Origin of the sequence: Gimesia sp., assembly GCF_048260065.1 — a bacterium.
GTDB lineage: Bacteria > Planctomycetota > Planctomycetia > Planctomycetales > Planctomycetaceae > Gimesia.
In genome coordinates, this window is the sequence record NZ_JBLXHC010000002.1 from 388,213 (window position 1) to 414,324 (window position 26,112).

The 26,112-nt window shown below is 49.0% G+C and carries 19 protein-coding genes; 9 read left to right on the forward strand and 10 right to left on the reverse strand.

Annotated features, from left to right (window positions below; genetic code table 11):
* Positions 1-34: 34 nt before the first annotated feature.
* A complete protein-coding gene (locus tag ACN0YN_RS04580; protein ID WP_417383810.1) occupies positions 35-658 on the forward strand; it encodes an EF-hand domain-containing protein in 624 nt (207 codons plus the stop codon).
* A gap of 192 nt (positions 659-850) precedes the next feature.
* Here ACN0YN_RS04580 and ACN0YN_RS04585 read toward each other — a convergent pair whose 3' ends face one another.
* A complete protein-coding gene (locus ACN0YN_RS04585) occupies positions 851-1,648 on the reverse strand; it encodes an enoyl-ACP reductase FabI (protein WP_417383811.1) in 798 nt (265 codons plus the stop codon).
* Positions 1,649-1,842: 194 nt separating this feature from the next.
* Here ACN0YN_RS04585 and ACN0YN_RS04590 point away from each other — a divergent pair, with 194 nt between their 5' ends.
* The 4 genes from ACN0YN_RS04590 (at position 1,843) to secD (ending at position 7,686) form a co-directional block, all read left to right on the forward strand.
* Complete coding sequence (locus tag ACN0YN_RS04590) at positions 1,843-2,880, forward strand: type II secretion system F family protein (RefSeq protein ID WP_417383812.1); 1,038 nt, start codon at positions 1,843-1,845, stop codon at positions 2,878-2,880.
* 54 nt (positions 2,881-2,934) lie between these two features.
* Complete coding sequence (gene tgt, locus ACN0YN_RS04595) at positions 2,935-4,053, forward strand: tRNA guanosine(34) transglycosylase Tgt (protein WP_417383813.1); 1,119 nt, start codon at positions 2,935-2,937, stop codon at positions 4,051-4,053.
* 192 nt (positions 4,054-4,245) lie between these two features.
* Positions 4,246-4,599 carry a preprotein translocase subunit YajC gene (gene yajC, locus ACN0YN_RS04600; RefSeq protein WP_417383814.1) on the forward strand — a complete coding sequence of 118 codons (354 nt, stop codon included), beginning with the start codon at positions 4,246-4,248 and terminating at the stop codon, positions 4,597-4,599.
* A 201-nt stretch (positions 4,600-4,800) separates the two neighbouring features.
* Positions 4,801-7,686: a protein translocase subunit SecD gene (secD, locus tag ACN0YN_RS04605; protein ID WP_417383815.1), complete on the forward strand. Its 2,886-nt coding sequence runs from the start codon at positions 4,801-4,803 to the stop codon at positions 7,684-7,686.
* A 104-nt stretch (positions 7,687-7,790) separates the two neighbouring features.
* Here secD and ACN0YN_RS04610 read toward each other — a convergent pair whose 3' ends face one another.
* The 3 genes from ACN0YN_RS04610 to tsaB form a co-directional block, all read right to left on the reverse strand.
* Positions 7,791-9,017 carry an amidohydrolase family protein gene (locus ACN0YN_RS04610; protein WP_417383816.1) on the reverse strand — a complete coding sequence of 409 codons (1,227 nt, stop codon included), beginning with the start codon at positions 9,015-9,017 and terminating at the stop codon, positions 7,791-7,793.
* Positions 9,018-9,077: 60 nt separating this feature from the next.
* A complete protein-coding gene (locus ACN0YN_RS04615; protein ID WP_002648145.1) occupies positions 9,078-9,401 on the reverse strand; it encodes a DUF6793 family protein in 324 nt (107 codons plus the stop codon).
* A 363-nt stretch (positions 9,402-9,764) separates the two neighbouring features.
* On the reverse strand, positions 9,765-10,502 hold the full coding sequence (gene tsaB, locus ACN0YN_RS04620; RefSeq protein ID WP_417383817.1) for a tRNA (adenosine(37)-N6)-threonylcarbamoyltransferase complex dimerization subunit type 1 TsaB: 738 nt from the start codon (positions 10,500-10,502) through the stop codon (positions 9,765-9,767).
* A gap of 207 nt (positions 10,503-10,709) precedes the next feature.
* Between tsaB and ACN0YN_RS04625 the strand changes: the two genes are divergently transcribed.
* Positions 10,710-12,578 carry a chloride channel protein gene (locus ACN0YN_RS04625; RefSeq protein WP_417383818.1) on the forward strand — a complete coding sequence of 623 codons (1,869 nt, stop codon included), beginning with the start codon at positions 10,710-10,712 and terminating at the stop codon, positions 12,576-12,578.
* Positions 12,579-12,585: 7 nt separating this feature from the next.
* On the opposite strand, the gene ACN0YN_RS04630 is transcribed toward ACN0YN_RS04625, so the two are convergent.
* The 6 genes from ACN0YN_RS04630 to gap all read right to left on the reverse strand — a co-directional run bounded on the left by ACN0YN_RS04630 (position 12,586) and on the right by gap (position 19,653).
* Positions 12,586-14,559 (reverse strand): ATP-dependent helicase, encoded by a 1,974-nt coding sequence (locus ACN0YN_RS04630; protein ID WP_417383819.1) that lies wholly within the window; start codon positions 14,557-14,559, stop codon positions 12,586-12,588.
* A gap of 79 nt (positions 14,560-14,638) precedes the next feature.
* Positions 14,639-15,820: a serine/threonine protein kinase gene (locus ACN0YN_RS04635; RefSeq protein WP_417383820.1), complete on the reverse strand. Its 1,182-nt coding sequence runs from the start codon at positions 15,818-15,820 to the stop codon at positions 14,639-14,641.
* 202 nt (positions 15,821-16,022) lie between these two features.
* Positions 16,023-16,877 carry an acetyl-CoA carboxylase, carboxyltransferase subunit beta gene (gene accD / locus ACN0YN_RS04640; protein WP_417383821.1) on the reverse strand — a complete coding sequence of 285 codons (855 nt, stop codon included), beginning with the start codon at positions 16,875-16,877 and terminating at the stop codon, positions 16,023-16,025.
* Between the two features lies 1 nt (position 16,878).
* Positions 16,879-17,553 carry a histidine phosphatase family protein gene (locus tag ACN0YN_RS04645; protein WP_417383822.1) on the reverse strand — a complete coding sequence of 225 codons (675 nt, stop codon included), beginning with the start codon at positions 17,551-17,553 and terminating at the stop codon, positions 16,879-16,881.
* Between the two features lie 15 nt (positions 17,554-17,568).
* Complete coding sequence (gene rpe / locus ACN0YN_RS04650) at positions 17,569-18,273, reverse strand: ribulose-phosphate 3-epimerase (RefSeq protein WP_417383823.1); 705 nt, start codon at positions 18,271-18,273, stop codon at positions 17,569-17,571.
* Between the two features lie 357 nt (positions 18,274-18,630).
* Complete coding sequence (gene gap, locus ACN0YN_RS04655; protein ID WP_417383824.1) at positions 18,631-19,653, reverse strand: type I glyceraldehyde-3-phosphate dehydrogenase; 1,023 nt, start codon at positions 19,651-19,653, stop codon at positions 18,631-18,633.
* Between the two features lie 523 nt (positions 19,654-20,176).
* Between gap and ACN0YN_RS04660 the strand changes: the two genes are divergently transcribed.
* The 3 genes from ACN0YN_RS04660 to ACN0YN_RS04670 are packed head-to-tail and all read left to right on the forward strand — an operon-like array spanning position 20,177 to position 25,905.
* Positions 20,177-22,861 (forward strand): chemotaxis protein CheW, encoded by a 2,685-nt coding sequence (locus tag ACN0YN_RS04660; protein ID WP_417383825.1) that lies wholly within the window; start codon positions 20,177-20,179, stop codon positions 22,859-22,861.
* Complete coding sequence (locus ACN0YN_RS04665) at positions 22,858-23,328, forward strand: chemotaxis protein CheW (RefSeq protein WP_417383826.1); 471 nt, start codon at positions 22,858-22,860, stop codon at positions 23,326-23,328. Before ACN0YN_RS04660 ends, ACN0YN_RS04665 begins: the two co-directional genes overlap by 4 nt.
* Before the next feature lie 42 nt (positions 23,329-23,370).
* A complete protein-coding gene (locus ACN0YN_RS04670; protein WP_417383827.1) occupies positions 23,371-25,905 on the forward strand; it encodes a methyl-accepting chemotaxis protein in 2,535 nt (844 codons plus the stop codon).
* The last annotated feature ends 207 nt before the right edge of the window (positions 25,906-26,112 follow it).

Genomic DNA, 26,112 nt, shown 5'->3' on the forward strand with positions numbered 1-26,112 from the left:
AATCTGCCTGTTTCTAACCTGAGGAGATACATAGATGCATGTCAAACCTGTACTGGTAACCGCGTTTGTTCTGGGAGTAGTCAGTTTTTCAGGAACCTCCGGCATACAGGCTGCAGACGGAAAAAAGGGGGAACGACCGAATCGTGAAGAAATCCTCAAAAAGTTTGACAAAGACGGCGATGGAAAGTTGAGTGAAGCAGAACGAGCTGCAGCACGTGAGGCCCGTGCTGATAAAGGGGGAAAAGGTCCTGGTGGCAAAGGGAAACCCGGGTTCAACCGCGAAGAGTTTCTTAAAAAATTCGACAAGAATGGAGACGGGAAACTGGACGAAACCGAACGCAAGGCAGCCCAGGAAGCCCGTGGGAAAATGGGACAAAATGGCCCGCGGATGAGTCGTGAAGAAATGATCAAGAAATTTGATAAAGACGGCGACGGAAAATTGAGTGAAGCAGAACGTCAGGAAGCCCGCAAATCAATGGGCGGTCGACCGGGAATGAATCGGGAAGAACTGGTAAAGAAGTTCGATACGAACGGAGATGGCAAACTCGATGAAACGGAACGTCAGGCAGCCCGGGCAGCGATGATGAAAAACCGCGGGAACAAAGGGGCTGGCAAAGGTCCTAAAGGGGCTGGCGGAAAAAAGAAGAAGTCAAATTGATCAGTTCGTCATACATGACTGTGGTTCCACTGCCTTAACAGTGATGTGAACGGAAAAGCCGACTGAACGAGATTCAGTCGGCTTTTTTTATCGAGACTGTGTCCAGTATGACTGTAGCGTCTTCATGGCCATTGGGGATAAGTCTATTAGGTTGGGTGACGCGATGGTTAATTGTGATGCGATCTGGTTCACTCAGGAATCTTCAGAAACGATTGCTTTATCAAAATAATTTGTCCCCATGCCTGCATCAATCACGATGCCTTGTGAATTGATGCCTGAAGAACGCGGACTGAGTAAAAAGGCAACCGTATTGGCGACTTCACTGGTCTGGACGGCAGATTTTCGAAGTGTTGCTTTCTCGGCGAACAGATAGCTGTCGACATATCCGGGGATGCCGGCAGATGCGGATGTCTTCAGTAAACCCGGGCAGACTGCATTGAACCGCACCTTGGAGAAGTTGGAAAATGATTTTGCCAGGAAACAGATCGAAGAATCCAGGGCTGCTTTCACAGGTGCCATATAGCCATAGTTTTCTGCAGCCATCCGCGTCGTTGAGATCGAAATAGTCACTACACTCCCCTGCTCCGGGTCTAGCAGGTCCTTGAAGGCGTTGGAAAGCGCAGTCAGGGAAAAACAGGAGATGTCGACAGCCTGCAGAAATGCAGCTCGCGGAGTTTCGTGAAAGGGAAGCCAGCCTGCGGAATAGTCTGCAAATGCAATTGAGTGGACCAGACCGTGAACGACATCGTAGTTCTGGCAGATTTCTGTTGCCAGCCGGTCGATCTGTTCCTGGTGTTCTACATCACAGACATAAATCGGAGCCAGGGGTGAAAGTTTGCCAAGAGATTCTTTGCGTACTTCCGAGCGCACGACATAAATGACTTCTGCCCCGGCCTCTTCCAGTACTTTGCCTGTCTGCCAGGCCACACTTTTTCGGTTGGCGACTCCAAAAACCAGTATCCGTTTGCCTGCCAGTTCCAAAAAATCCATAAACTTCTTCCAGTGAGCAATCTATCTAAACAAAACCCGATGCAACGAGGGTTCACTCTGACAAATTTTCTTTTTTTTCGCAATGTGGAAGGGATTGTCACTCTCAGATAAGTCCTGATTCGCAATAATGAAAATACTTTCATCTGTTATGAGAATCCCCTCAGATTCAATTCTGCTTGCTGAAGGTCCGTTTCATGTTCAAGTCCCGTGCTTCAATGAAATCTCTGTCTCTGCTGTGTCGTTCTTTAAGTACGATGCTGGAGTCGGGCGTTTCGATCATCAAGTCATTTCAACTGGCGGGGAAAAAACTGGGTGATCGTCGTCTACAGGAGTCCGTAAAGGAGATCACGGTTGAACTCAAGTCCGGAAATGACGTTACTTCTGCCCTTAAGAAGCAGGGGAATTATTATCCGGAACTCATGGTGAATATGATCAGCGTCGCCGAGCAGAGTGGCGGGTTGCCCGAAGTTTTGAAGTCTCTGGCGGAGCATTATGATAACCTGGTGCAGATGCGGAAAAATTTTCTGCGGATGATCGCCTGGCCGGTTTTTCAGTTTATTGTGGCGATACTGGTCATCGCGTTGATGATCCTGATTCTGGGATTAATCGCTCAGGGAGGCGCCCCGATCGATATTCTGGGGCTCGGATTATCAGGGCCTTCCGGAGCCATGATCTGGCTGACCTGCACATTCGGTTCACTGTTTGCGCTTTATGTTCTGTATCAGATTCTGGATCGGATGTTCGGTGGAAAACGCTATTTCCACAACCTGTTTCTGAAAGTTCCCGTACTGGGGAACTGCATGCGTTCCTTTGCCATTGCCCGTTTTTCCTGGGCATTTGCGCTGACTCAGCAGGCGGGAATGAACATCCTGGATTCGCTGGAGGCCAGTCTGAAAGCAACCGGTAATGGTGCCTTCATCGCAGCGATACCCCAGGTCAATGCAGCCATAAATGATGGGGAGCATCTGGCGGATGCACTGGCCGAAACCCGCTTATTTACAGAAGAATACATTCATATGGTGGATGTCGGAGAAACGTCGGGGACAGTGCCGGAAACTCTGGAAAGATTAAGCCCGCAGTTTCAGCAGGATGCCCAGCGAAGTCTGACTGCTTTAGCTGCTGTTTTCGGCTGGCTGGTCTGGGCTTTAGTGGCTGCATTTATCATCTTTGTTGTCTTCCGCATCGCTTTCTGGTATCTGGGGATATTGAATGATGCGCTCAAGCAGGTTTGATGACTGCCAGGGCGACAAATTGATTCGATTCTTCTAGTAAACAGAAATACTCTCGTGTCTGATTTTCATTTTGAACTGCTCCATACGGATGCAAAAACCTCAGCCCGTGCGGGACGGTGGCATACACCCCATGGAATTGTGGATACCCCTGCTTTTATGCCTGTGGGAACACTGGCTTCAGTCAAAGGATTATTACCTGAGCAGTTGAAGCAGGTGGGGACTCAGCAGGTGCTGGCAAATACCTATCATCTGGCCCTGCGTCCTGGTGCCGAGATCGTTGCTGAGATGGGGGGGCTGCATGAATTTATGAACTGGGATGGGCCCATTCTGACGGACAGTGGCGGTTTTCAGGTTTTCAGCCTGGCGCAACTGACGAAAATGGATGATGAGCAGGTTGTATTTCGCTCTCATATTGATGGAAGTTTATTCGAACTTTCTCCTGAGAGAGCTGTGAAAATTCAGGAACAGCTTGGGGCTGACTGTATCATGTGTCTGGATGAATGCCCGCCACATGATGTACCGCTGGAAAAAATGCAGGATGCCGTAGATCGTACAACCAAATGGGCGGCCCGTTGTCGCGATGCACAAAAACGTGATGACCAGGCTCTGTTCGGGATTGTTCAGGGGGGCACGGATCAGAAAATGCGGGAACGCTCGGCGGAGGGGCTGTTGCCTCTGCAGTTTCCGGGATATGCCATCGGCGGATTGAGCGTCGGCGAAAAGCCTGAGGATATGTACTCCACTCTCGATTTCACCACTCCGATGTTGCCGGTCGAAAAGCCTCGCTATCTGATGGGGGTCGGACGTCCTTCCGACCTGATTGAGGCCATTATCAGAGGGGTTGACCTGTTTGATTGTGTGATGCCTACCCGAAATGGCAGAAACGGGATGGCATTTACCAGCCAGGGACGGGTCAATCTGCGGAATCAGAAGCATGCCCGGGACCCCAGTCCGCTTGATCCAGAGATTGATTCTCCAGGCTCCCGGGACTACAGTCGGGCTTATTTGAGGCATTTATTCATGTCTCGGGAGATGCTGGGGCCGATTTTGATCTCGCTGCACAATATCGCTTTTTACCAGAAACTGCTCCGAGATCTTCGTCAGGCGATTCTCAATGATCAAGTTGAGGAGTTTCGGGCGGTTCACCTTGCCCGCTGGAACGCATCTTTCTAAGATACAGCTTACTTCATTTCAGGATAACTCCTGAAATTGTTTAGGTTTGGGCCAAATCATTCAAAGCGGAAACAGTTTTCTGACTGGGAATTCACTGTGAAAAGCAGTTCCCGACAGGATGTAGGTTATTCCTAAGTACAGTCAATCAGTTAATTTATGAAGTGAATCCAGCATCCACTGGAAGAGAACTTAATGAACAATCTCCTTGCGACTCTCTATCTCTTTGCTCAAGACGCACCAGTAAAAGAAGGTCCAGCGCCTTCTCCGCTTCTGCAGTTTCTGCCTTTGATTGCCATCGTCATTTTTTTCTATTTCATCATGTTTCGTCCAAATCAGAAAGAACGGGCAAAACGTGAGGCCGCTCTGAGCCAGTTGAAGAAGAATGACCGGGTGGTGACGATCGGCGGAATCATTGGCACGATTGCCAACATTGCAGAGAATGAGCAGGAAGTGACTTTGAAAATCGATGATAATGCAAAACTCAAAGTCCGTCGCAGCGCGATTCAGGGGCTCTATCAGGTTGAAACCAAAGAGACGACCAGTTAGTTTCCAGAGTATAGACCAGACCGTCAGTATCTGACTCGAAGCAGTCAGCTTAAATCTTTAGCGCCGAATGAATCGGCCCGTATAAAACAGAATCGTTTCAGGACTAATTGAATGACAGGGATTGATTTTCACTCAGCAGGTCTTTTCGCTGCGGAAGTGACTGAAAAAGCTCCATCAAGTGTATCAGGCTGGACTATCATATTGATTATTCTTGCCGTGTTTGTAGTACCTTTCGTGTTAGGGGTGGTCATTGCCCGTGCACTGAAAATGAAGGACTATGGGAAGAAAATTGGTCTGGTCCTGTTCACAGCAGTGATCGCTGCGACTCCCTTTATCTGGCAGGTAACTCACGGGCATGACTGGCGTGATGCCATTCGCCTGGGGATCGACCTCGCCGGCGGTTCGAATATGGTCTTTGAAGTCGATGAATCATCGAGTGAAAAAGAGCTCTCCAACGAAGTGATGGATCAGATGGTCGGTGCGATTGGCCGACGTATCAATCCTTCCGGTACGGAAGAAGTCACGGTTCGCAAAGTCGGCCAGAACCGGATTGAGGTCATCGTTCCCGGTGCGGATTCAGAAGATGTTCAGAGAATCAAGTCTCTGATTACCCGTCTGGGAAGTCTGGAGTTTGCGATTGTGGCCAACCGTAGAGACCGCGATCATGCAGATGAAGTAGCGCGAGCTCTGGAAAATCCTGAGAAAAAAGACATTCGCGATAAAGAGGGACGTGTCGTTGCCAGCTGGCGCGAAGTCAAAGGAAATGATAAATACGAAGGCGTTGATCAGATTGTCGCTCGACCTGTGACTCGCGAAGACGGAACACAGGGTGAAGAAGTTCTGATTCTGATCGAACCCAATGAGGATCGGCGGGTGACCGGGAAATACCTGGTGCGTGCCAGCCAGACGACTGACCAGAACGGTGCTCCTGCTGTTCGTTTTGTGTTCAACGCGAAAGGCGGGGGGCTGTTTGGACAGCTGACTTCAAAAAATCGACCCAGTAAAGACGGGTTTGAGCGGCATCTGGCTGTTCTGCTGGATGGCATGGTTCAATCTGCTCCCAGTATCCGGGATACGATCAGTACCGAAGGGATCATCACCGGCCGTTTCACCCAGAAGGAAGTCAATGAGCTTCTGAATGTGTTGAACGCCGGGGCACTGGAAGTTCCCCTAAAGCCGGAACCAGTTTCTGAATTCTCCATCAGTCCTCTGCTGGGGAGCGATGTTCAGGAAAAAGGGAAGCAGGCAATTCTGATTGCTGCTGTTGCCGTGATTTTATTCATGCTGGTTTATTATCGGTTTTCGGGTCTGGTGGCCAATATCTGTCTGACGTTGAACCTGCTGCTCGTCATGGGCTGCATGTCGTTTATTGATGCCACATTCACTCTGCCCGGTTTAGCAGGTCTGGTGTTGACGATCGGTATGGCCGTTGATGCGAACGTGCTGATTTTTGAGCGAATCAGGGAAGAAAAAGAGCGTGGTTCCAGTTTGAGAATGGCCATCAATAACGGCTTTTCCCGTGCTTTCACCACGATCGTTGACGCTAACCTGACAACGCTGATTGTTGCTGTTGTGCTCTATATCATCGGGACCGATCAGGTGCGCGGCTTCGCAGTCACCCTGTTTATCGGGATTGTGATGAGTATGTTTACCGCCCTGTATGTGGGACGGTTAATTTTTGATATCTTCGAGCGGAAACGCTGGATCAGCGATCTGAAGATGATGAGCATCGTCGGTGCGACCAGCGTCGATTTTATTGGAAAGCGGAAAGTTGCTGGCTTTTTCTCAGTCGCTCTGATTACCATCGGACTGATTGTTGTGGTGACTCGTGGACAGGAAAACCTGGATATCGATTTCACCGGTGGTACCATGGTCACTTTCGAGTTCGAAGACAAACAGGAAATTGACGATGTACGTGGACTCCTGCAGGAAGAATTCGGGAACAGTCTGACACTGGAACAGCTGGAGCTTTCGAACGACCCTGCTTCTGAAGGTCGTTTCTTCCGCTTGCGTACTACTTTAAATGATGCTGATGCGGGTGAAAATGATGCCAAAGCAACAGATAAGATTCGTGACAAATTAAATATCTCCTTCAAAGATGACGCTCATAAGCTGCGTAAAGTGACTATGGCTTATGGTGACGTCAAAAAACTGACTGGTAGCGAAGAATCTGCTGGCGGTAGTGAAGTCGCGCTGACTTTCAGTGGCGAAGTGAAGACTTCTACTATTGATAACTATCTGAAAGAAGCCATTGCAAACATCAAAAATAGCGATGGCTCAGATAAATACGATCGAATCCCTGAGTTTCAACTGCAGGGAGTTGCTGACAGTAAGGAAGAGGAAGCCGATAAGCGGTTTAAAAAGATGAACATGCAGGCCAGCCCGGATCTGCTGGAGGCAGATTTGAAAACAGCCTTGGCTAGCATGCAGACTGTCATGGAGACGACTGCAATTTTGGATGAAGTGAACAGCTTTGACAGCTCTGTGGCCAGTGAGATGCAGGAATCTGCTTTACTGGCGATGCTGATCAGTCTGATCGCGATTGTGGCTTACATCTGGTTCCGGTTCCAGAGAATTACCTTCGGTCTGGCTGCTGTTGCCGCGCTGGTGCATGACGTTCTGGTTGTTCTGGGAATGGTTGCCTTGGGAGCTTATCTCAGTGATACCGCCGTGGGGCCCATCCTGGGATTGAATGACTTCAAAATCAATCTGCCTATGATTGCTGCGTTTCTGACAATTGTTGGTTATTCATTGAACGATACGATTGTGGTTTTCGACCGGATTCGAGAAGTGCGTGGTAAGAACCCTGCCTTAACGACCAATATGGTCAATGAAAGTCTGAACCAGACTCTGTCTCGTACCTTGCTGACATCGTTTACGACTTTGATCGTGGTTCTGATTCTGTATGCCATCGGTGGTGAGGGAATTCACGGATTCGCTTACTGTCTGGTACTGGGCGTGATTGTCGGTACTTACAGTTCGATCTTTATCGCCAGCCCTGTTCTACTCTGGTTAATGAATCGACCTGGTAGTGCAACAGCTCGGGCAACCGAACAGAGCCAGAAGCGTGCCAGTGTAAGCAACTGATACGTGGGTTAGACAAGAATTAAAAAGGCTCACCTGTTTCGGGTGAGCCTTTTTTTATTGTTCCGATTTCGTATTTAATGTGGAGAGCGTGGGTTGGCTGGTTGTCAGCGAACCTGTTTGCCTTCAAGAAAGACCGCTTCTACCGAGCCTGGGAACGTAATCCCTTCAAAGGGGGACCAGCCACATTTGGTCTGCATGTCTTCGCGTTTAATGGTGACTGGCTGCTTCATGTTCAGGACTGTCAGGCTGGCGGTGTAGCCGGGTTCGATCCGTCCAAATTTCTTAGGTGATACATAAGGATTCACAAAGTTACCCGGGTTTTCCGAACAGAACAGTGCTGCCTGCTCGGGGGTGAATTTCTGGTCCAGAATCAACCATGTTACAAAGGCGCCATAAGTATCCAGGTGCGGTTGTCCTGAGATCCCCTGCTCGTTTTCTTCCAGTGTGTGCGGTGCATGATCGGTGGCAAGGTAATCCAGGGTTCCATCGCGTAAGGCAGCCAGCATCGCTTTACGATCTGAGATGGTTCGTAATGGCGGGTTCATCTGCATTTTTCCTCGATTTTCATCGGTCAGGTCAGACTGATCAAAATAGAGATGGTGTGGCGTCACTTCACAGGTGACTTTCACTCCACGGCTGCGGGCCTCACGAATCAGAGGGAGACCTTCCCCGACGGAGTAGTGACAGAGCTTGCCGCGCAGGTCATATTTTTCAATCATCTGCAGAGCGAATCGTGTGGCAGAAATTTCGCATTCCGCGGGACGGCGTTCTTCATGTGTTGCAGCGTTGGCATGCTCATCCAGCAGGATCGGATCTTCACAGTGGAAGCTGACATTACAGCCCCGGTAATGTGACAGCGTTTCATCCAGTTGTTCCAGTGTTCTGAAAAACAGATCACCAACGCTTGGGCCCATGTAGGCTTTGTAAGGCACTGCAAACGAAAGTGGTCTGGTTCCAGGACCGATACCGGCATACAGAGTAAAATGGATCGCAGGATTTCGCTGTTCCAGATGTTTGACTTTGTCGTGATAGCTTTCGTCCGTGATCGGGGGAACCGGATTGTTGGGCATATCAGCGACATGCACCACTCCACCATTGATCGCGGCAGCGGCGGCGGTACAGAAATCTTCCTTGTAGGTTTGTGATTCACCGACATCATCGCGGGCATGAATGTGGATATCACCCATGCCGGCAAAGATCAGGCAGTCATCGGAAAAAGTGAGATCTGCCTTGCCCAGATTTGCGCCGACCTCGACAATCTGATTTCCTGCGAGGCGGATCTGGCTGTGAGAAGTTCCTGAAGAACTGACGAGAGTTCCTTGTATGATCATCGGAGTGAAGTCATTCCGTTTCTGCGGTGTGTTGTCTCAATAGCAGGGATGCGATCTGGATTACCAGCCGACTGACATATTGGTTTCAATCGCCAGCTGTGCTTCGTGGAGATCAGCACCAGTGTCACGCATGTAAAGGCGAATGGCGTGGACTTTGTCGCCGGAAGCGCGGAACAGGCATTCGCGTGCCATGTCACAGGGTTCTGTGTGCCCTTCAATTCCGAGCAGGCGTTTTGAAATCACCCACATGTCGCGAGGACGTCGGGTGACTCTTAAGATCTCGTCTTCAGGATAATTTTCCTGAGCAGCATTTTCCGCTTCCTCTTGAGTATTTGCCCAACCCACCATGATATGTGCGTTTGTTTCAATCTCATAAAGAGCCATAATTCAACTCCAGTCTGAAGAATGGAAAAGTGATAATCTGACGAACGACGTCGAACAACAGGACTCTTTCGAAATAGTCGTGACAGTTCATACATAAACTCAGGAGTCTGAAATCGAACATTTCCGTGATCCACATTATAGCCAAGCGGGATTCCCGGGGAGAGTGTCTTCTTGAAAATGTTTCAAGAAAAACAAAAATCTCATATTATGAAGAAATTTCACTTAACATGAGTTCCTGTCAATCTTTAATAAGGATCAGAGGGTCAGCATTCAATCGCAATCAGGCATCTGTCAGGCGTGATGAAATGTCGGGGCTGGTGGCGAATGTATAAGTTACTCTGATCTGAAGAGCTGTTGTAGAACTCAACTGTTCTGTTGTGCGTCCCACTTCTCTTCTGCAGCACTTTTTCTGAGATAAAAGGGAGTCAGATCCCAAACCTCATTCCGTGTCGATTGATTTGCTGTCGTTTCCTGCAAAATACCCGCTGTGATTTCTGCGACTTCCGCTGCCTGTGGTGTGCGGCATTCTGTTCCGAGCAGGCGTGGTGCAGTGGGTAAGTCGTCTGGAAGCAACGCGATTCCCGGCCCGGATACGGTATCACCGGGTTGGAGAGAATTCCCAAATTCCTCAATGCTTCTCAGCTGGATTTCTGAGTCATTCTCCCAGTGGCGTTCGCTGGTTTTCCGATATTTCCCGACAAACAGATCTCCCCGTTGTGCATTGGAGATGACCCAGGTTTCTGTAATTTCAGGTGGACTTTTCATCGCGATGGCTGCGAATGTATCAATCCCGATTACAGGACAGCCAGTCACATATCCGAAAGTTTTGGCGAACGTAATGCCGATTCTTAATCCGGTAAAGCTGCCAGGACCGCGACTGACTCCGATACCGGTGATGTGCCGGGCTGAAATATTCAGGGACTCAAGGATGTTTTTGACTTCTGCTACCAGGGTTTGTGCATGTTTCCGTCCCTGCTGTGAAAGCTCAATCTGGGTGATTTGCTGACCAGGACGGTAGACTGCCACGGATCCGGAGAGCCCCGAAGTTTCAATGCCTAAATAAAACTCAGAATTTTCCACGCGGACACAAACAAAATACATCGAAAAAATGGGGCAAATTCGTTACAACCGAGTATCAGAGTATGACAAACTCCTGAAATGCTTCCAAGTCATGCGGGCCGAATTAATCCGCGACTACGGCAGAAGCAGGTAGAAATCAGAAGCCCGCCACTTAATGGGTCGCCGGAACTTCCCTCCGGCAGCCAGCGAACAGATTTATTTTCCACCATCAGACTGTAACAATCGAAAATGGTTTACTTTAAAAAATTGGGTGCGCTGCTGACTTCTTTCGATTTGAAGACCAGCGGCAAATGGTTTGTACTTTCCTGTCTGATCGGCATTGTAGCCGGCGCGGGAGGCATCGTATTTGATGCATTAATTCAGGTTGTCCAGCATCATACCCTGGTTGCCATTGCTGGATTTGACCATCCCCAGACCGTAGGCGAACACTCAATCTACGACGACGAAGAAGACAAAAAAGCTTTTTCTCCCTGGTTAATGCTGGCTGTGATTACCATAGGCGGTCTGGCATCGGGGATCATTGTTTATAATATTGCTCCCGAGGCGGAAGGGCACGGAACCGACGCGGCCATTGATGCATTTCATAATAAACGGGGACTGATTCTACCCCGTGTTCCCATCGTGAAGACGATTGCTTCAGCTCTGACTCTGGGAACCGGTGGTTCCGCCGGTCGTGAGGGGCCGATTGCTCAGATTGGTGCCGGATTTGGTTCCTGGGTGGCAACGGTCTTAAAGCTGTCTGCGCGAGATCGTCGGATCATGCTGGCAGCCGGGGTCGGTGCCGGGATTGGTGCGATCTTCCGTGCTCCCCTGGCAGGTGCCTTGTTTGCTGCGGAAATCATGTACAGCAATGCTGATTTTGAATCGGATGTGATTGTTCCCGCAGCGATGTCATCGATCATTGCGTACTCCGTTTATTGTATGTCGCTCCCACAGGAGCTGCAGTTCATGCCTTTGTTTGGTGACGGCCTGCATCATACCGTTGATTCCCACTTCGAGCTGATTCCTTATACCATTCTGTCAGTCATCCTCAGTCTGGCTGCCATGTTCTATGTGAAGACATTTTATGGTACGAACCGGATCTTCAAAAACATTCCGATCAAGCCCATGTTCAAACCGGCGATCGGTGCTTTTTTGACCGGTATTGTAGGCATCGCCATGTATTATGTGTTCAATAAAGATCTGCAGGCCTTATCCGTGATGTCGACAGGTTATGGCATTTTGCAGGACGCTTTAACTTCTGCGGCGAAGATCAGCGTCCCCCTGTTACTGACGGTAGCCGTTGTCAAAGTGTTTACAACTTCACTGACGATCGGATCAGGAGGCTCGGGGGGAGTATTTGGGCCTTCAATGGTGATTGGTGGTTGTGTCGGAACGGCGACCGGTCGCATACTTCAGGATTTATGGCCCGAACTGGTTACACAACCGGAAGCCTACGGTCTGGTCGGCATGGCAGGCTTTTTTGCCGGTGCTGCGCATGCTCCCATTTCGACGATCATTATGGTCTCCGAAATTACGGGAAATTATTCTCTGCTGTTGCCTACCATGCTGTCTTCCACGCTCTGTTTTGTGCTCTGTCAGAAGATACATCTCTATCAGAAGCAGTATCCCAGTCGGCTCGATTCGCCGGCACATCGGGGTGATTTCCTGATTGATGTTCTTGAGGGAAGCCGTGTATCGGATGTCTTCGATCCGGGCAGAAAGATTCAGTTGATTCATCAGTCGAAAACACTCGATGAAATTGTGCACTCCCTGGCGGGAACCCAGCAGCATTATTTCCCGGTCGTGGATGATGAGGGACGCATTATCGGCATCTTTTCCGAAGATGATGTCCGCGCTTATCTGTATGATGAGACTATCTGGAAGCTCGCATTAGCACGAGACATCATGCAGTCCAATTTTGTGAAAGTCAGTCCGGATGATGATTTGAATACGGTGATGCAGCGGTTTACCGCAATTAACGTGGAAGCCTTGCCGGTAGTTGATCACGAAGACTCCGGCATCCTGCTGGGAATGTTGAATCGTAAAGAGACGATTGGTTATTACAATCAGCAGCTCATGAAGCATAAGCGCGCAGGGGAAGAGAGTGAGGCTTAAAGCCGGGTTACTCTTCACCATCCGTATTACGCATTTCAAAGAGAAAACGCGACGGGAGTGTGGGTTGCTTTTTTCCCCATTTGGTTCGCGTTGCTGCACGACTTAGTGTGAGATAATCCTGAGCCCGCGTGATGCCGACATACGCGATTCGTCTCTCTTCCGCAATTTCTGAATCGGTACCTTCCACAGAGCGTTTGTGAGGCAGCAACCCTTCTTCCATTCCCACAAGATAGACGCGGGGGAATTCCAGCCCTTTGGCGCTATGAAGTGTCATGAGTTTGACGGCGTCCTGGGCGAGCTGGTCTTCTTTTTCGTTCAGATCATCTCGGTCCCCCAGTGCGGTTTCTTCCAGAAATCCCGCGGGGGAAGGATCACTGGCTCGGCGGCAGTATTCATTGATTGATTCGATGAACTGTTCAAGAACCACAATGCGTGCCTGCTGTTGCTCCGAAGTCTTGTACTGTTTTTTGATTTCCCCTTCGTAGTCAATTTCTTTGATCAAGTCATGCATGATTCGAGAAAGCTCGCGGGGTGAGTGTTCCAGTCGGGATCGATATCGTTTCAACAGATCGTGAAATCCATTCAGTGCACTACTTGCGCGGGCACTCAGGTCGTTTGTTTCCTGAGCGGATTCGACCATTTCCCAGAACTTGTTTCCGGCTTTGACGGATTGATTGACTAATTTTTCAACCGTGCTGCTGCCGATACCGCGCGTAGGTGTATTGATGATCCGCAACATGGAAAGTTCATCATGTGGAAATGCCAGAGTTTTGAGGTACGCGAGCAAATCCCGGATTTCGCGGCGATCAAAGAATGACTGGCTGCCGATCAGTTGGTAGCGGACATTCGTGCGGCGTAATTCTGTCTCAAAGACCCGGGGTTGTTCATTGGTGCGAAACAGAATTGCGAAGTCGCGTAAAGGAACGTCCTGTGCCTCATGCAGATACCTGATCTCACCAATGATCTTTTCGGCTTCGGTTAATTCGTCTGCCAGTTCAAGAAAGCGTACCGGAGCGCCCATTTTTTTGTGAGCAATCAGCTGTTTTTTGTGCCGGTCTCGATTATGGGTTACCAGGCGGTTGGCCAGATCAATAATTTTATCGGTACAGCGGTAATTGCTTTCGAGCCGAACAACCTTGGCTCCCGGGAACTGTTGCTGGAATCCCAGGATATGCTTTACCTCGGCGCCACGCCATCCATAGATAGACTGATCATCATCGCCGACCACACACAGGTTCTGGTGAGGCTTCACCAGCGCGCGGATCAGACTGAACTGTGAGAGATTGGTGTCCTGATATTCGTCGATCTGGACATAATCAAATTTTGCCTGAACCCGTTCGAGGACTTCCGGGTGATCTGAGAAGAGCTGGTTTGTCAGCATCAATAAATCGTCAAAATCGACCGCTCCGCTGGACCGCAGTTTGCTCTGATATTTTCGATAGGCCATCGCAGCCAGGAAGTCGAAATCATTTTCGGTGTAGTTGGTAGCATCTTCCGGGGATACATTTGCCATTTTCCAGGTACTGATCCGGTTGAGCAGATCACCGGGGCGCAGGCTTTTGTCGTTAACCCGGATTTCCCGGAGCGCAGTTCTGGCTGCCGACTCCTGATCGCCTCGATCGTAAATGACGAATTTCTCTGGATATCCCAGTAAAGAGATTTCTTCCCTCAGGATGCGGACACAGAGTGAGTGGAATGTGGAAATGAATGGCTTGGCAGGCAGTCGTTTGCCCAGCAATGCAGCCATACGTTCCTGCATTTCTTTTGCTGCTTTATTCGTGAACGTTACGGAGAGAATTTTATCCGGCGCAACTCCACTCCGGATGAGCTCCACCATGCGATAGGTGATGACTCTGGTTTTCCCGGTTCCTGCTCCGGCTAATACCAGAAGCGGTCCGGAAAGAGTGGATGCAGCTTCACGCTGTGCCGGATTGAGAGAAGCCAGGTGATTCGATTGGTTCGGGCTGGTAGACAGGGGCATGTAACTAAATCAATTGTCGTATAAAAAACAGGAGCGAAATTCATCTCATCGAATGCTGCTCCACTACAGTTGAGCGAATTCAGCGACTTTCATCGGGATTACCGGGTTTGGGACGCGAAGGTGTACTTTTTCGGGATGTATGCTGTTCTTTACCAGAAGCGGAGCCAGGTTGCGATTGAGTTTCTGAAGCTTCTGAAGAACCTTCCACTGGTGGTTTGCGTTTTCTCCGACGGAGTCGCTGCTCGGGAGTCAAATCTGACTTTTGAGTAGAGCGTGGTCGACTGGAGTTCGGATCGACTTTCTCACTAGTCCTTTTCTTTTCGGGAGCAGCGGCCGCAGGTCGGGATGTGGTACTGTCAGTGGTTTCGGTCTTCTGTTGGGCAACCGCTGTTTTCTGTGTCTGGTAGACTTCTTTAAGCGGGGCCAGCATCTCCTCGATTGTCTGCCAGCGATCCTGAGGATACAGCTCCAGACCTTTCATGATCGCATCGGCGACCCTGGGATCGATTCCGGGGAGCAGTTCCTGAATCGGTTTAGGTGGTGAATTGATGTGTTGCAGTACTGCTTCCATTGTTTCTGCGGCCTTCCAGGGGAGGCGTTTCGTCAGCATTTCGTAGCAGGTTACTGCGTAAGAAAAGATATCAATTTGCTGGCTGGTCTTCTGTCGCTTGATTAACTCAGGTGCCATGTAGGCGGCAGTCCCCGTGCGGTTACCAGGCTGTAAAAATGGCGGTGTATTGGGAACGACGAGGCCAAAATCGATTAATTTGAGCTGCTGCTCATTATCGACCATGATATTTCGGGGACAGATATCGCGATGGATCCAGTTTTGGTTATGGAAATACTGAATCGCTTCGCCGAGCTGGATCATGTATTTCAGGCAATTGGTTCGCATGTCCTCATTTTGAGCTTCGACCAGAAAGCTGAGGCTGTAACCTTCGATGAATTCCATGACAAGGAATTGCTCACCATCGGAAGTCAGTCCATGTTCGAATGTTTTGACGATATGGGGATGCTGAAACTGAACGGCAATGTCGCCTTCTTTGGGTTTGTTTAACCCGACGAATCTGGCTTCCAGTTCTTCCGTTTTCTGTTTATGGAGAACCTTGAGGGCGACGGTCCTGCCTGAATTGAGATCACGGGCACGCCAGACTTTCGACATACTGCCCTGCCCGACACGTCCGATCAGTTCAAAACGCTGCTTGATATTGACCCGCGGCTGGCGGGGCTCTTTGGAAAAGAAACGCTTTAAAAAGTTCATGTATTCACCAGCAGGCAAAGAGTGAATTCAGGACCAGGCATATCCCGGGCTCAGAAGAATTGTAACCGGCCCGATATCAATAGTATAAGTGTCTTTGAGGCAATACGCAAAGTGCTGCCAGACAAAGCTTTCAATAATACCGTTGAAGAAAGGCCTGTCCAGTCTTTGCCGTTGATGACAACGTGATTCCCGACTTCGGAGATCAGGCACAATAGTCGATCAGGCGTGCCAGTTCCGAACGAAGTTTTGGTCTGGAAACAATGCGGTCGATGAAACCATGTTCGAGCAGAAACTCACTGGTCTGGAAGCCTTCAGGCAGCGGGCTTTTGATGGTCGCCTCAACAACACGCGGTCCGGCAAATCCGATCAGGGCTTCTGGTTCTGCGACCACAATATCTCCCAGCGATGCAAAGCTGGCGGCTACCCCTCCCATGGTGGGGTTGGTCAAAACGGAGATAAACAACCCGCCTTTATCGTGGTAACGCCCGAGTGCAGCAGAGACCTTCCCCATCTGCATCAGGGAGAAAATTCCTTCATGCATGCGTGCACCGCCGCCGGAACCACTGATAATGATCAGTGGCAGTTTCAGCTCGGTTGCCTGTTCGATGGCCCGGGTCAGCTTTTCTCCTACGACGGAACCCATACTGCCCATAATGAAAGCAGAGTCTGTAATACCAATCACCAGGGGACGACCACGCATGTAGCCACGCCCGACGATACAGGCATCTTTCATCCCTGTTTTCTTCTGCTCAATGACGAGCCGATCTTTGTAGGTTTTGTTTTTGTCCGCAAATTCTAACGGGTCACCGGCAGTGAGATCCGGAAACCATTCTTCAAAACTGTCCGGGTCAAGCAGTTGCTGAATTCGGGTTTCTGCCGAGATGTAAAAATGGTGATCACATTCCGGGCAGAGGCCCAGCCCCTGCTCGACCTGTTTACAGAAAACGGTGGCATTACAGGCAGGACAGCGTTGCCAGAGTCCTTCCGGTACTCCCCGTTTGGGACGGGAAGAATGACTTAACCATGAATCAATATTAGATTTTGGAGTTGAACTCATCTTATTTGGCCTCCTCGAACCGCCACTTCTCTGTGTGGTTTCCTTGACCCTGGGGGGAATCCTTCTTTTCTGTTTGATCGTCAGAACTTACCTGTTTTGAATCACTTTTTTTGGGAGGTGATTCAAGAATTTCGAACATTTCATTCTGACAAAATTTACCGTTGTGTTCAAAAGAAATTTTCTCTTGATTTTCATTTCGTAACACGCAGGAAATGATTGTTGCCAGAGGTTCGGAAGCCACAATAGCAAAGTTCTGTTTCTTTTTCAGGTATTTCTGTAGTGTTTTTTGTACGCGTTTTACAGCTTCGGAGGCCAGTTCTCCCTCTGGTGGACAAACTGTTTCAGGTGATTCTGTCCATTGTTTCAGTAATTTCGGGTATTTCCGGCGAACTTCCTCATATTCCAGTCCCTGCCAGAGACCCTGGTTCAGGTTTTTCAGGCCTTCTTTTTCTTTGACGGGAACTCCCAGGTTTTCACCCAGCTGTTCGGCAGTCGAAAGGGCTGGTTCAGAAGAGGAAGTAATAATCGTTTCAATCCCAGAGTTTTCGATCTGAGAAATGAGATTTTTGACCTGTTCTTCCCCTTCTGCGTTGAGAGGAAGATCGAGCGTCCCTTGTATTCGTTCATCTTTATCAAAGTCTGTACAACCAGGTCGTATCAGTACCACAGTGGGCATTTTAATTTATCTCTTTTAAGTTGAGGAAGCTGTCTGGCTCCCGGCTTTAACAGCCAGTTCGCTGACAGCTGTAGAATAATCGGCCTGATCAAAGATCGCACTTCCGACAACAAAATAGTTGGCGCCAGCGCCGGCCGTTCCAGCAATCGTATCCAGGGCAATTCCGCCATCGACCGACAGAATCGTATCGTCGGCGATCATTGATTTCAGTTGTTTGATTTTCTCTATGCTCGATTCGATAAAGGATTGTCCGCCAAACCCGGGTTCCACACTCATTATCAGGACCAGTCCAGTCTGATCCAGGTAGGGTTCGACAGCGCTCAGGGGAGTTTTGGGGCTGATGGCCAGGCCAGGGATGACCCCTGACTGATTTAAATGATTTAATATCTCACTGGGATCAGGAACCGCTTCGATATGGACGGTGATGGAATCACAGCCGGCTTTGATGTAATCATCAATGTACTTTTCCGGATGGCTGATCATTAAGTGCGCATCAAAGGCCATGCTGGTCAAGGGGCGGACTCGTTCAATCAACAGTGCTCCGTAGGAAAGGTTGGGAACAAAATGCCCATCCATCACATCCCAGTGGAGTACCTGAGCGCCGGCTCTTTCCAGCAGCTCGATTTCCCGGTGCAGATTACCGAAGTCGCACTTCAGCATCGAAGGGGCGATTACGGGTGAGTTCGAATTCAATTTATACTTAAGTTCAGAGTTAGTCATAGATTCCAGAAATGATATACGATCGAAAATCAAAAACAAGTACCTGAGTTCTTAACCAGTCAGACTGTCGCATTACCGCTTGTTCTCAAAACACGTGATCTCGATTCGAAGTGGTGAGAATTTAACTGGATACGGCCTGGAGTCGGTACGTTGATTTCAAAATCAGTTAAATAATGAGACGGGCTTTAATTGTAAGCGTCACATTTTGACAATCTGGCTGAGCAGAGTCTAGACGAAAGTTAAAATGCATGGCCGGGTGTATATATGTGTCCGGTTCGAAAAACAGCCGAGATGGGGCTCATCTCGGCTGAATTATAAACTGAATCAAGGCTTGTTTTTGACAAGCTCTTATATAGCTTACAGTTGTGCCAGTCGGGCGATCATGTCTGCAGTCCGGTTTGAATAACCATATTCGTTATCGTACCAGCTCAAGACTTTCAGCATGTTTCCGCCGATGACAGTTGTCCAGCTGGCATCAAAGATAGAGCTGTGAGTGTTGCCTACGATATCGCTGGAAACGATGGGATCGGTGTTGTACTCCAGAATGCCTTTCATTGGACCTTCTGCAGCAGCCTTCATGGCGGCATTGACTTCTTCTACAGTCACATCTTTGCTCAAAGTCACAACCAGGTCAGTAATACTGCCGACCGGGACAGGAACGCGGAGGCTGAGACCAGTCAATTTTCCGTTCAGTTCCGGCAGTACCAGGCCAACGGCTTTGGCAGCACCAGTTGTTGTTGGAATGATATTCAATGCAGCAGCTCGTGCCCGCAGGGGGTCGGAGTGCAGCTGGTCTGAAACACGCTGGTCGTTGGTGTAAGCGTGCACGGTGGTCATTAAACCGTGTTCAATTCCAAAGTTTTCATGCAGGACCTTGGCCATCGGAGCCAGGCAGTTCGTTGTACAGCTGGCATTGGAAACACAGATGTGCTCAGAAGTCAGCTGGTCATCATTGACACCAAATACAACAGTCATGTCTGGTGTGTCTTTGGCAGGTGCAGAAATGACAACTTTACGAGCCCCTGCGGTCAGGTGGCTGTCGTAACCTGGTTTTCCGTCGGCTTCACGGTTTGTAAAGAAACCAGTTGATTCCAGAGCCACTTCAACTCCCAGTTCTTTCCAGGGAAGTTCACGTGGATCACGTTCAGCACAGACACGAACTTTTTTACCATTGACGATCAGATCGTTTCCATCGACATCAACCGTACCAGGAAAACGGCCCTGAACACTGTCATATTTCAACAGTAATGCCAGCTTTTTAGGATCTCCGAGGTCATTGATGGCAACGACTTCGAATTCTTCCGGACGAGCAGCAAGTGCTCTGAATGTGATACGTCCAATACGCCCAAAACCATTGATACCAACCTTTACCGCAGCCACAGGACTTACTCCTTCGTTTAATAAACTATTAGATGTATATATTTGAGGGCAGAGGAGATGGAGAACGATTCCACTACGCACCTCTGTCCGCTGTCGGGTAACTTTCAATCGGGGTGGATTGTAATGGTCTCAGGACGACCATACAACCGAACGCCGACTCAGGTTTGATTTCTTAATAATACAACAAAGTTAAGTATTCCGGGTGGAGTTGAAACTATTGTTCATTGCAATTGAGTCATTCTGTAAATCGCCCGGTGTGATGACTGTGCACCTGTGATGATAAAGGTCCAGATTCGCTGGGTAATTCCCCTCACTTCTGCATCTGCGGATAACAGGAGGTCAAGGGGCTTAAGGAGAAATGACGATAGTGCTTAAGGGGAGATCGCGTACTGTTGGGGGGATTATATTGAACGAAGCTTGTATAGAAGCTTGTTTATAAGTTCTTTCTGGTCAGTGTATTAGCTCTCCACGCCTAAGTCTTATTTACACTTCAATTACGTTCCCTAATCACCAGGACGGGCTGATGGACGACATTCTGCAGGAGTTTTTGGCAGAAAGCTGGGAGAATTTAGGTCAATTAGACTCAGAAATCGTAGAGCTGGAAAAAGATCCCCAGAATGCTGAGCTGATTGCCAGTATCTTTCGCACGATCCACACCATTAAAGGGACTTGCGGTTTTCTTGGTCTCTCGAATCTCGGAGCAGTCGCGCATTCAGCCGAGAATGTTCTTGGAAAGATGCGTGAGCGAATGCTCGAAGTATCTCCCGGAGCCATCTCTCTGGTACTGGAAGCCATCGATCGTATTAAAGAACTGCTGCAGGGATTAGAGGCAACCGGTGAAGAGCCGAAAACAGATCATTCAACTTTAACCCTGATGCTGGACGAGCTGGCCAATCTGGCAACGGCTGCTCCGGCGTCAACTCCTCAGCAGTCCTCCCCTGCTCCTCCGATAGCGGATGAAACTGAAGAAAACACTGTAGCTACTCAAGTCGATGAAGATCCAGTCAGCGAACAAAGTTTGAAAGATGTCGTCGAGTCCACTGAAAGTGAAGCAGTCGTCATTGCTGAAACAAACTCTGAAGTTCTGGCAGAGCCAGCGGATCTATCAGCTCCAGCTGCAGCTGATGAAGGAGCAGTCCGTTCTTCCAAAGTGAGTGTGGCTGACCTCTCAATCCGTGTCAATGTAAATGTAGTTGACAGTCTGATGAACCTAGTGGGGGAACTGGTACTGACGCGCAATCAGCTGTTACAACTTGCGCGGGGAGATGAGGAATCGAAATACGCGGCTCCCATCACGCATCTTAACCGCGTGACAACTGATCTGCAGGAAGGCGTGATGAAGACACGCATGCAGCCGATCGGAAATGCGTGGAACAAGCTTCCCCGTCTGGTGCGTGATTTATCTCAGGTGACTAATAAACATATCGAACTGGTCATGACCGGGGCCGAAACAGAACTGGATCGAACTGTTCTGGATGCCATTAAAGATCCTTTGACTCACATGGTGAGAAACTCTGCCGACCATGGCATCGAGACCGCGGATGTCCGAAAAGCAGCCGGCAAATCGGAATCGGGAACGATTCATTTAAATGCCTACCATGAAGGCGGGCATGTCATCATCGAGATTCAGGATGATGGTGCCGGGATCAGCCGGGAACGGGTTTTGAAAAAGGCGATTTCCCAGGGACTGATCAAAGAGGCTGATGCACCACATGTGACAGACAGCCATGTGTTTTCCATGATTTTCCAGGCAGGCTTTTCAACGGCAGAACAGGTCAGTTCCATTTCCGGGCGTGGCGTGGGGATGGACGTAGTGCGAACTCAGATTGAAAAAATCGGGGGGACTGTCGATCTCGCTTCGAAAATGGGAAAAGGAACGACTGTCAGAATTAAAATTCCACTCACACTGGCGATTGTATCCGCACTCGTACTGGAGAGTGGCTCACAGCCGTTTGCAATTCCTCAACTGGGAGTTGTGGAACTGGTTCGACTCTCTGCTGAAGACTGCAAAAAAATTGAAACGATTCACGACAAAAAAGTGTTTCGGCTGCGAGATCGACTGTTACCTCTCGTGCATCTGAATGAAGTTCTGCAACTGGAAGAGGATACTCCTGAAGATGACGATCTGCATGACACGAATATCGTAGTGGTGCAGGTTGGTGAAGATCAGTTTGGACTGATTGTTTCCCGCATCTTTGATACAGAAGAAATCGTGGTCAAGCCAGTCGGCCGGCTTTTAAAGAATATCGGTCTCTATCAGGGGACGACAATTCTGGGAGATGGTCGGGTAGTGATGATTCTCGATGTGGGGGGAATCTTTAACCAGTGTGGCGGAAGTTCAGCTCATTCACAATCGGTTGCGGAAGAAACAACAACCAGTTCTGACCGGGACACCATCAGTATGCTGCTGTTCGGTGTGAAAGATAATGTGACTATGGCGGTGCCTTTATCCCTGGTCGCACGGCTCGAAGAATTTCCGCTGGAAAGTATTGAGTTAAACGGTGACCGTAAGGTTGTTCAATACCGCGATAATCTGTTGCCACTGCTTTCAATCGAAGGTGCAGGTTATGGCGGAGGAGAACCCGTTGATCCCCAACCTGTTATCGTCTTCTCCGAAAATAATCGCTCGATGGGGCTGATGGTCAATGAAATCAAAGACATCATTGACGAGCAGCTTGTGATCCGGATGCAGTCTGATCGACCAGGCGTACTGGGGACTGCCATTATTGGCAAGAATGCAATCGATGTGATCGATACCCAGTATTATGTGACTCGTTCAACCCCGAACTGGTTTGAAAAAGTCGAAGATAAAAAAACATTCCGAGTCTTGATTGTCGATGATTCAATGTTCTTCAGGCAACTGGTGTCAACCGCTCTGGAAACGGAAGGTTACACAGTGGTGTCCAGAGACAGTTGCATCTCTGCTGTTGAACTGCTGGAGAAAGATTCCAGGTTCCATGCCGTGATTACAGATCTGGATCTGCCCATGATGGATGGATTTGAGTTTTGTGAATGGCTGAAATCTCAGGAAAGCACACAAGAGATGAATGTCATAGCTTTGACCTCTGCCAACAGCTCCACAGATCAGTCCAGAGCCCGGGACGCTGGGTTTGATGAGTTCCTCGTCAAGTTTAATTCGCATGAACTGATCTCCTGTCTGGATGAGTCTTTTGCACGGTCTAAATATAAAACAGGAGTTAATGCATGAGCATCGCAATCACAGATTCAGGAAGTGGAATGGAGTCGCAGCTGGATTATTCGAGTCAGTATGTCTCGTTTCGTGTTGATGACCAGTTACTGGGTATGCCGGTCAATATGGTTCAGGAAGTGTTGACGGAACAGGTGATTTCACCGACCCCACTGGCCCGTGCAGAGATCAAAGGTCTGCTGAACCTGCGTGGTCAGATCGTAACAGCCGTGAGTTTACGAAAACGTCTGGGGCTGCCTGATCTGGAAGATGATCGGTCAATGAATGTCGTTACCCGCGTAGGGGAAGAGTCCTTCAGTCTGCTGGTTGATGAAGTAGGCGATGTCATCAATGTTTCGGGACGTTCCATGGAGCCAGTGCCTCGTACATTGGATCCGCACTGGCGGTCGGTGACCATTGGTGTTTTTCAGTTAGATGAGGGCTTGTTTGTCATTCTGGATGTGGAAACCATTTTGAATTTTGAGTGATATTTTTTATTGAACTTTGCTGTCTGATTAAGGGCCCTGCCTGTGGATCTCAATGTTACTGCATTGCGGGAATCGTTCGAACTGGTTGCACCACGTGCAGACCAGCTGGCCGAGCGGTTTTATGAAAAGCTGTTCGAGGATTATCCCGATCTGCTGCGATATTTTACGCATACCGATTTTTCAGAACAGCGCGGGAAACTGATCCAGGCGCTGGTTCTGGTTTTGAAATCACTAGAGAATCCCCCTGCCCTGACCAAAATATTACACCAGCTGGGAAAAGAACATGGCGAAATGGGCGTCCAGAAGGATGACTATCCGCCGGTAACGGATACTCTGCTCGATGTACTGGCAGAGTTTGCTGGAGCTCAATGGAGTGAAGAACTGGAAGAGACCTGGCGTCAGGCTCTCAATGCAGTTGCAACAATGATGATTGAAGGTGCCAAAGACTCAAGTCGCGCAAAACAGCTTCAATCAACGGCAGTTTCAGGCTCAGTGGGAGCCGGTTTTGAAGAAGTGGATTCCCGGGTGGAAGACCAGCCGCTTTCAAAACAAGATGACCAAACCAATTCAGAACTACCCTTACGATCTGAAGCACAGATCAACCATCCGAAGGAGAAGAGTAAAATGTCGATTGATTCAGTACAGAATACGGGACAGAGCGCGGCTACTGAACGGTCGCAGGATACAGATCAGTTTTATGGAATTGTGGAACACAGTCCACAGGCCATTCTCTTTCTGAACTCGGAAGGGTCTGTCACATATTTGAATCGTAAAGGTCAGAAGCTGATCCAGGAACTGAGCACTGACCTGGGAGTCAATCCCCAGCAACTGGTCGGTAGTTCCATCAGTCTGCTGTTTGTAAAACTACCCGAACTGCAATCCGCACTGACCGGATTGACTGCAGAAAAATCTATTACGGCCTCCGTTGGAAATCGTTCGGTTAAAATCAATCTGAATCCGCTTGCCTCTGCAGGAACGATTCTGACCTGGGAAGATGTAACTCAGCAGGTAAAACAGGAAGAAGAACTCTGTGATTACACAGAACAGTTAGGCGCTCTCAGTGATGCCCAGGCTGTTATTGAATTTAATCTGGATGGTACCATCATTACGGCCAATCATAATTTCTGTGCCACACTTGGTTATACACTGGAAGAAATTCAGGGTAAGCATCACAGGATGTTTGTCGAACCTGAGTTTCAGATCAGCAATGAATACAGAGAATTCTGGGAGAGCCTCAACAACGGTATCAACCAGGTTGCGGAATACAAACGCATCGGCAAAGGAGGCAAGGAAGTCTGGATTTCTGCCTCTTACAATGCCATCCGTAATAAAGCGGGCAAACTGATTAAAGTTGTGAAATATGCACAAGACATCACAGAAAAGAAACTGGCTGAAGATGATATGGTCCGCGTCCAGAACATGATGGACAATATCCCCATCAATGTACTGCTTGCCAACAAAGATTTCGAGCTGGTCTATATGAACCCAGCTTCCTATAAACAGTTAAAAGAGATCGAGCATCTGCTTCCCAAACCGGTCGATCAACTGATTGGCCAGAGTATTGACATTTTCCATAAGAATCCGGAAATGCAGCGCCGCCTGCTGGCAGATCCCTCAAATCTGCCACACCGTGCCAAGATTAAAGTGGGTGATGAAACCCTGGACCTGCTGGCAACAGCAATTACGGACAAGGAAGGCAAATATATTGGTCCGATGATTTCCTGGTCTGTGATCACAGAACAGGTCAAAATGGCAAATGATTTCGAAACAGAAATTCAGGGTATTGTCAGTGTCGTGACTTCATCGGCTACCGAGATGCAGGCCAGCTCCAAGAGTCTGTCAGATATGTCTGACGAGACAGCACGTCAGTCTCAAGTGGTTGCTGCTGCCAGTGAAGAAGCGACTCGAAATGTGGAAACCGTTTCTTCTGCTGCAGAAGAATTGAGTGCCTCAATCAGCGAGATTTCACGGCACGTGCAAGAGCAGTCTCACATGACTTCTCAGGCAGTGGGAGAAGCAGATCGCACCAATGATACGATTAAACAGCTGGGTGATGCCAGTAGCGAAATCGGTCAGGTGGTAAAAGTCATTACTTCCATCGCTCAGCAGACAAACCTGCTGGCATTGAATGCGACCATCGAAGCTGCCCGAGCCGGTGAAGCCGGTAAAGGATTTGCTGTGGTTGCAAATGAAGTGAAAGAGCTGGCCCGCCAGACTGCACGTGCGACAGAAGAGATCAGCGAAAAAATTGGTGCCATCCAGGGATCAACAAATATCGCAGTATCTGCCATCGGATCGATTGGAGAAAGTATTCGAAAGATTGATGAAATTTCAACAACCATTGCCAGCGCAGTAGAAGAACAGACTGCTGCCACCAATGAAATTTCACGTAACGTGGCTGAAGCAGCTCGCGGAACGGCCGAGGTGACCAATAACATCTCAGGCGTTTCTCAGGCAGCATCGGACAGTGGAACTGCTGCCAATGACATGCTGGCTGCCGCTCAAGGTCTGACACAGGAATCTGTGAAGCTGGATGAGGCTGCTGCCGCATTCCTGAAACGGATGCGAGCTGTCTAATCCGCAGAACCTGATTTTCAGGTCCTGTGAATAATCAAAATCGTCATTACCGCCAGGGTAGACATGTGTATTAATACATTGGTTTAGCCTGGCGGTTTTTTATGGCCATTTAAATAACTGAGGTAAACCGCTCAAAGTCTGGGAAAATTCAGGATTTTAAGCATTGTTCGCGTCACATCCTTAAACGTGTCCTAGACTTCCTTCAGA

Bases quoted from the DNA above. Each gene is read 5' to 3' on its own strand.
- ACN0YN_RS04580 (WP_417383810.1), top strand. From the start codon at position 35: ATGCATGTCAAACCTGTACTGGTAACCGCGTTTGTTCTGGGAGTAGTC.
- ACN0YN_RS04585 (WP_417383811.1), bottom strand. From the start codon at position 1,648: ATGGATTTTTTGGAACTGGCAGGCAAACGGATACTGGTTTTTGGAGTC.
- ACN0YN_RS04590 (WP_417383812.1), top strand. From the start codon at position 1,843: ATGTTCAAGTCCCGTGCTTCAATGAAATCTCTGTCTCTGCTGTGTCGT.
- yajC (WP_417383814.1), top strand. From the start codon at position 4,246: ATGAACAATCTCCTTGCGACTCTCTATCTCTTTGCTCAAGACGCACCA.
- ACN0YN_RS04610 (WP_417383816.1), bottom strand. From the start codon at position 9,017: ATGATCATACAAGGAACTCTCGTCAGTTCTTCAGGAACTTCTCACAGC.
- ACN0YN_RS04615 (WP_002648145.1), bottom strand. From the start codon at position 9,401: ATGGCTCTTTATGAGATTGAAACAAACGCACATATCATGGTGGGTTGG.
- tsaB (WP_417383817.1), bottom strand. From the start codon at position 10,502: ATGTATTTTGTTTGTGTCCGCGTGGAAAATTCTGAGTTTTATTTAGGC.
- ACN0YN_RS04625 (WP_417383818.1), top strand. From the start codon at position 10,710: ATGGTTTACTTTAAAAAATTGGGTGCGCTGCTGACTTCTTTCGATTTG.
- ACN0YN_RS04630 (WP_417383819.1), bottom strand. From the start codon at position 14,559: ATGCCCCTGTCTACCAGCCCGAACCAATCGAATCACCTGGCTTCTCTC.
- ACN0YN_RS04635 (WP_417383820.1), bottom strand. From the start codon at position 15,820: ATGAACTTTTTAAAGCGTTTCTTTTCCAAAGAGCCCCGCCAGCCGCGG.
- accD (WP_417383821.1), bottom strand. From the start codon at position 16,877: ATGAGTTCAACTCCAAAATCTAATATTGATTCATGGTTAAGTCATTCT.
- ACN0YN_RS04645 (WP_417383822.1), bottom strand. From the start codon at position 17,553: ATGCCCACTGTGGTACTGATACGACCTGGTTGTACAGACTTTGATAAA.
- rpe (WP_417383823.1), bottom strand. From the start codon at position 18,273: ATGACTAACTCTGAACTTAAGTATAAATTGAATTCGAACTCACCCGTA.
- ACN0YN_RS04660 (WP_417383825.1), top strand. From the start codon at position 20,177: ATGGACGACATTCTGCAGGAGTTTTTGGCAGAAAGCTGGGAGAATTTA.
- ACN0YN_RS04665 (WP_417383826.1), top strand. From the start codon at position 22,858: ATGAGCATCGCAATCACAGATTCAGGAAGTGGAATGGAGTCGCAGCTG.